Source organism: Kocuria sp. LUK, assembly GCF_021012935.1.
GTDB lineage: Bacteria > Actinomycetota > Actinomycetes > Actinomycetales > Micrococcaceae > Kocuria > Kocuria flava.
Genome location: NZ_JAJMZI010000004.1, coordinates 430,880 through 442,444 on the forward strand (window position 1 = coordinate 430,880; position 11,565 = coordinate 442,444).

Annotated in this window: 13 protein-coding genes; 12 read left to right on the plus strand and 1 reads right to left on the minus strand. The window is 75.6% G+C overall.

Translation table 11 applies throughout. From position 1 onward, the window contains the following. The first annotated feature begins 26 nt into the window (after window positions 1–26). Complete coding sequence (locus LQU92_RS09895; protein ID WP_230780343.1) at window positions 27–1,103, plus strand: glutathione S-transferase family protein; 1,077 nt, start codon at window positions 27–29, stop codon at window positions 1,101–1,103. Window positions 1,104–1,232: 129 nt separating this feature from the next. Continuing rightward, window positions 1,233–2,078, plus strand: coding sequence for a CoA ester lyase (locus tag LQU92_RS09900; RefSeq protein ID WP_230780346.1), 846 nt, complete (start codon window positions 1,233–1,235; stop codon window positions 2,076–2,078). Between the two features lie 90 nt (window positions 2,079–2,168). Here the strand turns inward: LQU92_RS09900 and LQU92_RS09905 are convergent, their stop codons facing one another. Continuing rightward, window positions 2,169–2,897, minus strand: a complete 729-nt coding sequence (locus LQU92_RS09905; RefSeq protein WP_230780349.1) for an HAD family phosphatase — start codon at window positions 2,895–2,897, stop codon at window positions 2,169–2,171. A 153-nt stretch (window positions 2,898–3,050) separates the two neighbouring features. On the opposite strand from LQU92_RS09905, the gene LQU92_RS09910 reads away from it, so the two are divergent. The 10 genes from LQU92_RS09910 to LQU92_RS09955 all read left to right on the plus strand — a co-directional run bounded on the left by LQU92_RS09910 (window position 3,051) and on the right by LQU92_RS09955 (window position 11,450). Then, window positions 3,051–4,043: an LLM class flavin-dependent oxidoreductase gene (locus LQU92_RS09910; protein ID WP_230780352.1), complete on the plus strand. Its 993-nt coding sequence runs from the start codon at window positions 3,051–3,053 to the stop codon at window positions 4,041–4,043. A 175-nt stretch (window positions 4,044–4,218) separates the two neighbouring features. Continuing rightward, complete coding sequence (locus LQU92_RS09915; protein ID WP_230780354.1) at window positions 4,219–5,265, plus strand: NAD(P)-dependent alcohol dehydrogenase; 1,047 nt, start codon at window positions 4,219–4,221, stop codon at window positions 5,263–5,265. A 72-nt stretch (window positions 5,266–5,337) separates the two neighbouring features. Next, window positions 5,338–7,599, plus strand: a complete 2,262-nt coding sequence (gene malQ / locus LQU92_RS09920) for a 4-alpha-glucanotransferase (RefSeq protein WP_230780357.1) — start codon at window positions 5,338–5,340, stop codon at window positions 7,597–7,599. Then, complete coding sequence (locus tag LQU92_RS09925; RefSeq protein WP_257879670.1) at window positions 7,596–8,435, plus strand: SGNH/GDSL hydrolase family protein; 840 nt, start codon at window positions 7,596–7,598, stop codon at window positions 8,433–8,435. Before malQ ends, LQU92_RS09925 begins: the two co-directional genes overlap by 4 nt. 331 nt (window positions 8,436–8,766) lie before the next feature. Continuing rightward, window positions 8,767–9,003, plus strand: coding sequence for a 50S ribosomal protein L28 (gene rpmB / locus LQU92_RS09930; protein ID WP_058859609.1), 237 nt, complete (start codon window positions 8,767–8,769; stop codon window positions 9,001–9,003). A 1-nt stretch (window position 9,004) separates the two neighbouring features. Further along, window positions 9,005–9,172 carry a 50S ribosomal protein L33 gene (gene rpmG / locus LQU92_RS09935; protein ID WP_017832642.1) on the plus strand — a complete coding sequence of 56 codons (168 nt, stop codon included), beginning with the start codon at window positions 9,005–9,007 and terminating at the stop codon, window positions 9,170–9,172. Between the two features lie 3 nt (window positions 9,173–9,175). Then, a complete protein-coding gene (rpsN, locus tag LQU92_RS09940) occupies window positions 9,176–9,481 on the plus strand; it encodes a 30S ribosomal protein S14 (RefSeq protein ID WP_058859608.1) in 306 nt (101 codons plus the stop codon). A 75-nt stretch (window positions 9,482–9,556) separates the two neighbouring features. Beyond that, a complete protein-coding gene (locus tag LQU92_RS09945; RefSeq protein WP_058859607.1) occupies window positions 9,557–9,841 on the plus strand; it encodes an HU family DNA-binding protein in 285 nt (94 codons plus the stop codon). Between the two features lie 222 nt (window positions 9,842–10,063). Then, window positions 10,064–10,714, plus strand: coding sequence for a hypothetical protein (locus tag LQU92_RS09950; RefSeq protein WP_230780360.1), 651 nt, complete (start codon window positions 10,064–10,066; stop codon window positions 10,712–10,714). A gap of 130 nt (window positions 10,715–10,844) precedes the next feature. After that, window positions 10,845–11,450: a copper resistance CopC family protein gene (locus LQU92_RS09955; protein ID WP_101851751.1), complete on the plus strand. Its 606-nt coding sequence runs from the start codon at window positions 10,845–10,847 to the stop codon at window positions 11,448–11,450. Window positions 11,451–11,565: the final 115 nt, after the last annotated feature.

An 11,565-nucleotide genomic window follows, 5' to 3' on the forward strand; every position in this document is an offset into this window, starting at 1 on the left:
CCCACCCGAGACCCCCAGGAGCGATCATGTCAGAGCGCAGCACCAAGGACTCCGAGCACAGCACGGCAGGGGCCTACGTGCACCCGGGCGAGGAGTTCACCCGCGACACCGCCTACATCGAGGACCGGATCGTCCGCGACCCCGCCCGGGCGCAGCTGCCCGAGGGGGCCAGGGCCTGGCCGGTGGAGGCCGGCCGGTACCGCCTGGTCGCCGCCCGGGCCTGCCCCTGGGCCAACCGCACGCTCATCGTGCGGCGGCTGCTGGGCCTCGAGGACGCCGTCTCGGTGGGCCTGCCCGGACCCGTCCACGACGCCCGCTCGTGGACCTTCGACCTCGACCCCGGCGCGAAGGACCCGGTGCTGGGGATCGAGCGGCTCCAGCAGGCGTACTTCGCCCGCTTCCCCGACTATCCCCGGGGCATCACCGTGCCCGCGGTCGTGGAGATCGAAACCGGCCAGGTGGTCACCAACGACTTCCCGCGGATCACCGAGGACTTCGCGAAGGAGTGGACCGAGCACCACCGCGAGGGCGCCCCCGACCTGTGGCCCGCCGCGCTCGAGGAGGAGATGCGGCAGGTGATGCACCACGTGTACACGGAGGTCAACAACGGCGTGTACCGCTGCGGCTTCGCCGGGTCCCAGCAGGCCTACGAGAAGGCCTACGCCCGCCTGTGGGCCGCGCTCGACGGGCTCGAGGAGCGGCTCGCGACCCGCCGCTACCTCATGGGCGAGCACATCACCGAGGCGGACGTGCGGCTGTTCACCACGCTCGTGCGCTTCGACCCCGTCTACCACGGCCACTTCAAGTGCTCCCGCCACAAGCTCACCGAGATGCCGAACCTGTGGGCCTACGCCCGCGACCTGTTCCAGACGCCGGGCTTCGGGGACACGGTCGACTTCGAGCAGATCAAGCAGCACTACTACGTGGTCCACGAGGACATCAACCCCTCGCAGATCGTGCCGGCCGGCCCGGCGCTGGAGAACTGGCTCGACCCGCACGGGCGGGAGTCCCTGGGCGGCTCCCCGTTCGGCGAGGGCACCGCACCCGGGCCCGTGCCGGAGGCCGAGCGCGTGGACCCCGCGCACACCCCGCTGCCGGCCTGAGCCCGGCGGGGCGCGCGCCCGGGCCCCGCGGGCACGCGGGGCGGGAGGGGCCTAGACTGGTCAGCTCCGGAGCCCGGCCGGCGCCGTCCGGCCGGGCCGATCCGTCCGCACTTCCCCGAAAGGACCACGGTGTCCCCCTACCGCAACCAGCGCGCCGCCGCGCTGCCCGCCCGCCTCTCGCGCTCGTGGCTGCTCGTCTCCGCCACCGATCCCTCCGCCTTCCCCGCGGCCCTGGCCTCGGAGGCCGACTCGGTGATCTTCGACCTCGAGGACGCCGTGCCCGCCGAGGGCAAGGAGCAGGCGCGGCACGACGTGGTCGAGGCCCTTAACGCCGGGGCCAGCGCGTGGGTGCGGATCAACGACATCTCCACCCCGTACTGGGAGGAGGACCTCGCCGCGCTCAGCCGCGTCGAGCACCTGCGCGGGATCGTGCTCGCCAAGACCGAGCACCCCGACCACATCACGAAGACCGCGATGATGGCCGCCGCCGGCACCCCCGTCGTCGCGCTCATCGAGTCCGCCGTGGGCCTGGTGAACGCCAACGACATCGCCCGCGCCCCGGGCGTCTTCCGCCTGGCCTTCGGGGTCGGCGACTTCCGCCGCGACACCGGCACGAGCGCGGACCCGATGGCGCTGGCCTTCGCGCGCTCCACGCTCGTGGTCGCCTCCCGCGTCGGCGAGCTGCCCGGGCCGATCGACGGCCCCAGCGTGGGCGCCGCGGGGGAGGAGCTCGCCGCGGCGTGCGAGGTCACCCACTCCATGGGCATGACCGGCAAGCTGTGCCTGGACCCGGCCCAGACGGACGGCATCAACCGGGCGCTGGCCCCCAGCGACCAGGAGATCACCTGGGCCCGGGAGCTGATCGCCAAGCACGACGCCGGGGAGACGGTCGGGGACGGCAGCTACCTCCCGCGCCTGGCCCGCGCCCGCAAGGTCTCGGAGCTGGCCCAGACCTACGGGCTCTGGAACCGCTGAGCCCGCGCCGTCCACCGCGGGCGCGGCGGCCCCGCCCGGGCCCGCCGGTCCGGGCGGGATCCGCGTCCGGGGCCGACGGCGTCGGGGCGCTCAGCCCAGCCAGCGCTCCAGCAGCGCCCGGAACGCCGGGTCGGTGAGGGAGGCCACCGCGAGGTGGCCGGGCACGGGATCCCCGTCCGGCACCGAGGGCACGGCGGTCACGACCAGGCCGGCGGCGAGCGCCGAGGTGGCGCCGATGACGGAGTCCTCCACGGCGAGCACCTGCGCCGGCTCCAGGCCGAGCCGGCGCACGGCCTCCGCGTAGACGTCCGGGGCGGGCTTGCCGCGGGCCACGTCCTCGGAGGAGACCCACGTGCTCAGGTGCGGCGCGAAGCCGGCGGTCTCGAGCTTGACCCCGAGGATCGTGCGGGTGGAGTTGCTGGCCACGGCCACGGGCAGCCGCTCGGCGAGCGCGCGCACGGTCTCGACCGCGCCCTCGATCGGCTCGATGCGCCCGTCGAGGAACTCCTCCTCGGTGCGCAGCACCTCGGCGTGGACCGCGGCCCGGTCGGCGCCGGCGGCGCGGACGATCTCGTCCGTGACGTCCGCGGCGGACCAGCCCATCATGCGGCGCTGGACGTCGTCGGACCAGGCCAGGCCGTGGCGCCCGAACAGCTCGCGCTGGACCCGGGCCCAGACGGCCTCGGTGTCCATGAGGATGCCGTCGCAGTCGAAGACCACGCCCTCCGGGGACCAGCCGGGGGCGGGAGCGGCGAGGTCGGGGAAGGCCTCCGTGGGGACGGCGGCGGGGGCGGGGACCGGGTGCGGCGCGGACGTCATGGTCCCATGGTGCCCCACCGCGGCGGGCCGGCGCGGCGGATGTGAGCAGGCCGACGTGCCGGACGGGCCCGGAATATCCCCGCCGCCCGTCGGTGTTGCCGCCACCGGGACCCACCCCGTCCCGTCCCCGTCCCGATCCGGAGGAAGCCCCTGGTGCCCGACGCCCCGCACGTCCCGCTGTCCGCCCTCGACCTCGTCCCCCTCGCCGAGGGCCGCACCGCCGCCGACGCCCTGCGCGAGGCGACCGACCTCGCCCGCCGGCTGGAGGCCGCCGGCTACCGGCGGCTGTGGTACGCCGAGCACCACAACACGGAGGCCTTCGCCTCCTCGGCGACCGCCGTGCTCATCGGCCAGGCGCTGGCCGCGACGGAGCGGATCGCGGTCGGCTCGGGCGGGATCATGCTCCCCAACCACGCGCCCCTGGCCGTGGCCGAGGCCTTCGGGACCCTCGCGAACCTCTACCCGGGCCGGGTCGAGCTGGGGCTGGGGCGGGCCCCCGGCACCGACCTGCGCACGGCGCTCGAGCTGCGCCGCGGCCACCCCGGCCACGACGACTTCGAGGCCGGGATCCGCCGGCTCGTGCGGCTGTTCGGCGGCCAGGAGCAGGAGGTCGTGCGCGCCCCCGTGGCCCGCGGCACGGACGTGCCGCTGTGGATCCTCGGCTCCTCGACCGGCGGAGCCGAGGTCGCCGCGCGGCTCGGGCTGCCCTACGCCTTCGCCTCCCACTTCGCCCCGGCCATGGTCCTCGACGCGATCGCCCTCTACCGGCAGCGCTTCGACGCGGGCGCGCCCACCGCCACGGTGGAGCGCCCGCACGTGATGGTCGCCGCGAACGTGCTGGCCGCCGACACGGACGAGGAGGCCCGGCGGCAGTTCACGACCCACCAGCTGCTCGTGCGCGGGATCGCCCGCAACGACCGCCGCCCTCTCCAGCCCCCGGCCGACCGGGTGGAGCTCACCGCCGCGGAGGCCGCGACGGTCGAGCAGCACCTGGCCGTCTCCGCGGTCGGCACCCCCGAGCGGGTCGTCGCCGACCTGGAGCAGGTCGTGGAGATCACCCGCGCCGACGAGCTGGTGCTCAACAGCTACGCCCACGACCCGCAGGTCCGCGCCCGCTCCTACGAGCTGGTGGCGCAGGCCTGGTGAGCCGGCCCCGGAGCTCCCGGCCGGCGAGCGCCCCGCGCGGGCGCCCCGGACCGCGCCGCACCGCGCCGACGGGCGGCGCCGCGCCGGGAACCGGCACGACAGCGCCGGCGGGCACCACCGCACCGCCGGCGACCACCACCGACCAGCACCGCACCGACGAACCAAGGAGCACCGCATGAGCACCGTCCCCGCCCTCGAGGCCGTCTCCGCCGATTCCGGCTTCCGCCGCACCGAGATCGAGCGCCGCCCGGTGGGCCCGCGCGACGTCGAGATCGAGATCGACTACGCCGGGATCTGCCACTCCGACATCCACACCGTGCGCGACGAGTGGGGCGGGGCGCGCTACCCCGTGACCCCCGGCCACGAGATCGTGGGGCGCGTGCGCTCCGCGGGCGAGGAGGTCGAGGGCCTCGCCACGGGCGACGTCGTCGGCGTCGGCTGCTTCGTGGACTCCTGCGGGCGCTGCGAGCAGTGCACGGCCGGCCTCGAGCAGTTCTGCGCCGAGGGGGTCGTGGCCACCTACAACACCCCGCTGCCCGACGGCACCACCACCCGCGGCGGCTACAGCGGCGCGATCGTGGTCGACGAGCACTTCGTGCTGCGCGTGCCCGAGGCCCTCGACCCGGCCCGCGCCGCCCCGCTGCTGTGCGCCGGGATCACGACATACGCCCCGCTCAAGCGCTGGGGCGCCGGGCCCGGCCGGAAGGTCGCCGTGCTCGGCATGGGCGGGCTCGGCCACGTCGCGGTGAAGATCGCCGCGGCCATGGGCGCGGAGGTCACCGTCCTGAGCCAGTCGCTGTCCAAGCAGGAGGACGGTCTCGCGTTCGGGGCCACCGACTACTTCGCGACGAAGGACCCCGCCACGTTCGAGGACAACCGGGGCCGCTTCGACCTGATCCTCAACACGGTCTCCGCCGACCTGCCCGTCGAGGACTACCTGTCCCTGCTCGGGGTCAACGGCGTGCTGTGCTCGGTGGGCCTGCCCACCGAGCCCTACAGCGTCCGCCCCGGCGCGCTCGTGGGCCCGCAGCGGGTGCTCACCGGGTCGATGGTCGGGGGGATTCCGGAGCACCGCGAGATGCTCGAGTTCTGCGCCGAGCACGGCGTCGAGGCCGAGGTCGAGCTGATCGGGGCGGAGGACGTCGACGCCGCCTACGACCGCGTGGTCGCCTCCGACGTCCGCTACCGCTTCGTCATCGACGTGACCCGGGGACTCGGCTGAGCCGGGCGGGGCGGCGCGGCCGCATCGTCAGCAGCCTGCGCACCGCCGGGGGCACTGGTTAGAGTGGGGCCCATGGCCCACACCACCACTCCCGACGCGCTGCGCCGGCTCGCCGAGGCCCACCGGGTGTCCACCACCTACGCGGGCTTCGACGGCCAGGAGCGCGAGGTCCCGGAGGACACCCTCCGCGACGTCCTCACCGCCCTCGGGGCGGACGCCGCCGACGACGCCGCGGTCGAGGCCGCCCTCGCCGAGCGGGAGCTCGCCCCGTGGCGGCGGACGCTGCCGCCCGTCGTCGTCGCCGTCGCCGGGCGCGGGGACCGCTTTCCCGTGCACGTCCCCCACGGCTCCCCGGTGCGGGTGAGCGTGGTGGCCGAGGACGGCACCGCGCGCTCGGCCGCGCAGGCCGAGAGCTGGCGCAGCCCCCGCGACGTCGACGGCGAGCTCGTCGGCCGGGCCACCTTCGAGGTGCCCGAGGACCTGCCCGTCGGCTGGTACGAGCTGCGGGCCGAGTGCCCGGACGTCGAGGGGGGCCGGCCCGTCACGGCGCCGCTGGCCGTCACCCCGGCCCGGCTGGCCACCACGGACCGCCTCCACTCCCGCCGCCGCTGGGGCTACATGGCCCAGGTCTACTCGGTGACCTCCGGGCGCTCGTGGGGGGTGGGGGACCTCTCGGACCTCGCGGGCCTCGCCGCGATCTCCGGGGAGCAGGGCGCCGACTACCTGCTCGTCAACCCGCTGCACGCCGCCGAGCCCGTCCCCCCGGTCGAGCCCTCGCCGTACCTGCCCACGAGCCGCCGGTTCTTCAACCCGCTGTACCTGCGCATCGCCGAGATCCCCGAGTACGCCTACCTGCGCCCGGCCGACCTCGAGGTCGTCAGCACCCTCGCGGCCATCCAGCGCAAGGCGAACCTCGACACCTCCACGATCGACCGGGACACGGCCTACGCCGCGAAGCTCAAGAGCCTCGAGCTGCTGTTCACGGTCCGCCGCTCCCCGCACCGCCAGCAGCAGCTGCGCCGCTTCGTGGCCGAGGGCGGGCAGGGCCTGCAGGACTTCGGCCTGTGGTGCGCGCTGCGCGAGGAGCTGGGGGAGGACGCCCCCGAGTGGCAGGACGGCGCCGCGACCCCGGACTCGCCCTACGCGGCCGAGGCCCGGCAGCGGCTGGCCCGCCGGATCGACTTCCACGTGTGGATGCAGTGGCTGCTCGACGAGCAGCTCGAGGCCGCCCAGCGCGCCGCCCGCCTCGCCGGCATGGACGTCGGGGTGATCCACGACCTCGCGGTGGGCGTGCACAAGCACGGCTCCGACGCCTGGACGCTGCAGGACGTCCTCGCCCTCGGCGTCAGCGTGGGCGCCCCGGCCGACATGTACAACCAGAAGGGCCAGAACTGGTCCCAGCCGCCGTGGCACCCCGAGCGCCTGGCCGAGGCCGGCTACCGGCCGTGGCGGGACATGCTGCGCACGATCTTCCGCCACGCCGGCGGGATCCGCGTGGACCACATCCTGGGCCTGTACCGGCTGTGGTGGATCCCCGACGGCCGGGAGGCCTCCGACGGCGCCTACGTCTACTACGACCACGAGGCCATGGTCGGGATCCTCGCCCTCGAGGCGGAGCTGGCCGGGGCCGTGGTCGTCGGCGAGGACCTGGGCACCCTTGAGCCGTGGGTGCGCGAGCACCTGGCCGAGCGCGGCGTGCTGGGCACCTCGATCCTGTGGTTCGAGCTCGACGAGGACGGCGAGCCCCTGGACCCCGCCGAGTACCGGGAGCTGAGCATGGCCTCCGTCAACACCCACGACTTCCCGCCCACCGCCGGCTTCCTCGAGGGCGTCCAGGTGGACGTGCGCGAGCAGCTGGGGCTGCTGGCCCGGCCCGTCGAGGAGGAGCGCGCGGAGGCGGCCCGGCAGCTGGAGACGTTCTTCGGCGCCGTGGCCCGCGCCGGGCTGCTGCCGGAGGGGCAGGCCACGGACGAGCAGGGCCGGGTCGAGGCGCTGCACCGGTGGCTCGCGCGCTCGCCGGCGCTGCTGCTCAACGTCTCCCTCGTGGACGCGGTGGGGGAGCGGCGGATGCAGAACCAGCCCGGCACCGGCGACGAGTACCCCAACTGGCGGGTGCCGCTGGCCGACGGCGAGGGCAACCCGGTGCTGCTCGAGACCCTGCCCGAGAACCCGCGGGCGAACGCGCTCGTGCGCGCCGTCAACGAGGCCCTCGGCACCCATCCGCGCCTGCAGCACGTCGGCGAGCCGCGCCAGCCCCGCACGCGCGACCGCTCGGCGCCCGAGGACGGCCCCGGGACCGAGGGCCCCGGCGGGCCCGCGGGGGCGGGACGGTGAGCGCGACGACGGCGCCGGGCCCGCTGCGGCACCCGGTGCGCTGGGTCGCGCTGGGGGACTCGATGACCGAGGGGGTCGGCGACCCCGACCCCGCCCGCCCCAACGGGGTGCGCGGCTGGGCGGACGTGGTGGCCGAGCAGCTCACGGCCGCCCACCCCGGCACCCGCTACGCCAACCTCGCGGTCCGGGGCCGGCTGCTGCGCGGGATCCTCGAGGAGCAGCTCGAGCCGGCACTGGCCCTGGAGCCGACGCTGGTGAGCCTCTACGCCGGCGGCAACGACACCCTCCGGCCCCGGGTGGACGTCGACGCCCTGATGGCCGACTACGCGGAGGCGGTGGCCCGGCTGCGCGCCGCCGGGGCGCAGGTGGTGCTGTTCACCGCCTTCGACCCGGGCAAGGACGCGCCCACCTCCTGGACCCGCCCGCGGCAGGCCCTCTACAACGAGCACGTGCGCGAGATCGCCGACCGGCACGGGTGCCTGGTCCTCGACTACTGGCGGATGCGCGCCCTGCAGGACTGGCGCTACTGGTCCGTGGACCGGCTGCACATGTCCCCGGCGGGCCACGAGTACGTCGCCGCCCGCGTGCTGGAGCTGCTCGGCGTCGAGCACGGCCTGCGGACGCCCCCGCCGGAGCGGCTGCCCGTCACGGCGCGGCCGGGCGTGCTCCGGGAGGACCTGTACTGGGCGCGGGAGTACCTGCTGCCCTGGGTCGGGCGCCGGCTGCGCGGGACCTCCTCCGGGGACGCCGTCCGGCCCCGGTACCCGCGGTGGACCGAGCTGAGCCCGCACCCCGTGCGCCCGGCGGGACCACAGCCCGCGGTCCCGCCCCGCTGACCCGCGGCGCGCCCGGGCCGCCGGTTTGCGGGGTGGCGGGCAGGGGGTAGACTGACCGGCAGACTGCTCACGCCTGACGTCAAGTTGCGGCCCAGCCCGCTCCGGCCTAGGATTTAAGGCTGTCGTGTGGTGGAGTCCACCTTCCGGCACCTTGATCCTCACCGTCTTCATCGTGGCGAGGTCCCGTCGGCTGGCGCCGCGGGTCTCACGAGAGGGCCCGGTTGGCGAACGGTGGCAATCCTGAAGGTGACGGGACGCCCTGCCGCAGGTGATGCATCATCCGCGGCGCCCACTGCGTGCCGTCGCTTCGTCAACATTGGAGGAGAACACTATGGCAGCGCACTGCCAGGTGACCGGAGCTCAGCCGGGCTTTGGCCACAGCATTTCGCACTCGCACCGCCGCACCAAGCGCCGGTTCGACCCGAACATCCAGAAGAAGCGTTACTGGGTGCCCTCGCTGCGCCGCAACGTGACGCTCACCGTCAGCGCCAAGGGCATCAAGGTCATCGACGCCCGTGGCATCGACGCGGTCGTCGCCGACATCGTCGCACGTGGGGAGAAGATCTGACATGGCCAAGGACAAGGACGTTCGTCCCATCATCAAGCTGAAGTCCACCGCGGGGACCGGGTTCACCTACGTGACCCGCAAGAACCGCCGCAACGACCCGGACCGCATGGTGCTCAAGAAGTACGACCCGGTCGTCCGCAAGCACGTCGATTTCCGCGAGGAGCGCTGACCCATGGCCAAGAAGTCCAAGATCGCCAAGAACGAGCAGCGCAAGGTCGTCGTCGAGCGCTACGCCGCCAAGCGCGCCGAGCTCAAGAAGACCCTGGTCGACGAGAACGCGACCCCCGAGGCCCGCGAGGAGGCCCGCCTGGGCCTGCAGAAGCTGCCGCGCGACGCCTCCCCGATCCGGGTGCGCAACCGCGACCAGATCGACGGCCGCCCCCGCGGAACCCTCCAGAAGTTCGGGATCTCCCGCGTGCGCTTCCGCGAGATGGCCCACCGCGGCGAACTGCCGGGCATCTCCAAGTCCAGCTGGTAGTTTCGACTGGCAGGAGCGCCGATCCGCCCCCGGACCTGCGCTTCCCCACGACCCCGAGTCCAGGAGGACAAGAACATGGCTAAGAACCGCAGTGAGCTCGTCGCCGAGGTCGCCGAGAAGGCCGGCACCACCAACGCCGCCGTCAACGGTGTCCTGGACGCGCTCTTCCAGGTCTTCGAGGAGTCCGTCTCCGCCGGTGAGAAGATCACCATCCCGGGCTGGCTGTCCGTGGAGCGCACCGACCGCGCGGCGCGCACCGGTCGCAACCCCCAGACCGGCGAGAGCATCGAGATCCCGGCCGGCCACGGCGTCAAGCTGACCGCGGGCTCCAAGCTCAAGGCCGCCGTCTCCGGCAAGTAGTCCTCCGCCGGCCCCACGGGGCACCACGGCTTCGTCCGAAGGGGCGGTTCCCGAGCACCGGGAACCGCCCCTTCGGCGTTCCCGAGGGGCCACCGGGCACGGCGCGGACGCGGTCCGGGGGCGTCGCCGGGGCCCCGTTCCCGCCCCGAGTGGTCCCGCCCCGGCGCCGCCGCGCATAATGGGACCACCGGCCGTCCGGCCGGGACCCAGGGAGGTGAGAGCGTGACCGCACGCGCGCAGCGCCTCGCCCGCGGCTGGACCGGGGCGGGCATCGCCATCTCCTTCGCCGTCGCCTCCCACGCCGTCGCCGGCGGCCAGGCCCCGGCGCCGCTGCTCGTGCTGCTCTCCCTCGCGCTCTCCGGTCCCCTGTGCATGGCCTTCGCCGGCCGGGTGCTCTCGCGCTCGGCGCTGCTGGCGGGGCTGGTGCTCAGCCAGGGCATCTACCACCTGCTCTTCGCGGCCTCGGGCACGGCGCACGCCGTGACGCAGGCCTCCGGGCACGCGGCCCACACCGGGCACGCCGCCGCGGCCCCCCTCCTCGTCCTCGAGGCGGCTCCGCCGGTCGCCCACGAGGGACCGGGCATGGTCCTCGCCCACGTCCTCGCCGCCGCGGCCGCCTGGGTGCTCATGCGCCGCGGCGAGGTCGCCGCGGTGGCGCTCCTCGACGCCCTGCGGCTGCGCGTGCGGCGGCTGCGGGCCGCGCTCGCCGCGCCTCCCGTGACGGCCCGCCCGCGCCCGGTCCCCGCCGGGCGCCCGCACGTGCTCACCGACCAGTCGCTGCTGCGGCCCGTGCGCTCCCACCGCGGCCCGCCGGCGGCCCGCCGTCGCCCCGTCCCGTTCCTCCCGGCACCGTCCGTGCCGCTGCCGGCCTGACCCGGCCCGGCACCGCGAGGAGGGACCCGCCGGGAGCGACCGCCCGCACGGCCCCCGTGCCCACCGCCCCGCCGGTGCACGGCCGCCCGTGCGCGTCCGACGACGTCCCTCCCGAAGGAGCCCTCCCCGCATGCGCACCACCCGCCCGACATCCCGCACCTGCGCCCGTGCCGCCGCCGCCGTCCTCGCGGCGGGGGCGCTGACCGGCCTGACCGCCCTGCCCGCCACGGCCCACGACGAGCTGACCGGCGTGGCGCCCGAGCCCGGCGCCGTCCTCGGGACCGCCCCCGAGGAGCTGGAGCTCAGCTTCTCCGGGCAGATCATGGACATCGGCCACCAGGTGGCCGTCACCGACTCCGAGGGCCGCTCGGTCACGGCCGGCGAGCCGCGGCCCGAGGGCACCCGGCTGGTGCAGCCGCTGAGCGACGCCGGCACGGAGGACGAGACCTACGACGTCGTGTGGCGCGTGGTCTCCAGCGACGGCCACCCCATCGAGGGCAGCTTCCGCTACGAGGTCGGCGACGGCGCCGGGAACGGCACGGCCGCGCCGGAGGACCGGGGCGCCGGCGAGGACGCCGCCCCGGCCGAGGACGCCCCGGCCGCCGAGGCGCAGGACGCGGCCGGCGGCACCACCGGCTCGGACGTGCCGCTGTGGCTCGTCGCCGTCGCCGGCGCGGCCGTCGCCCTCGCCGTGCTGGGCGGGGTCAGCCTCCTCTCCCGCCGCCGCGGGCGCTGAGCGCACCCCGTCCCTCGTCCCGCGCCCTGACCGGCGCGGCCGCGCCCGCGCCCTGACCGGCGCGGCCGCGCCCGCGCCCTGACCGGCGCGGGCGCGGCCGGCCCGTCCGCGGTCC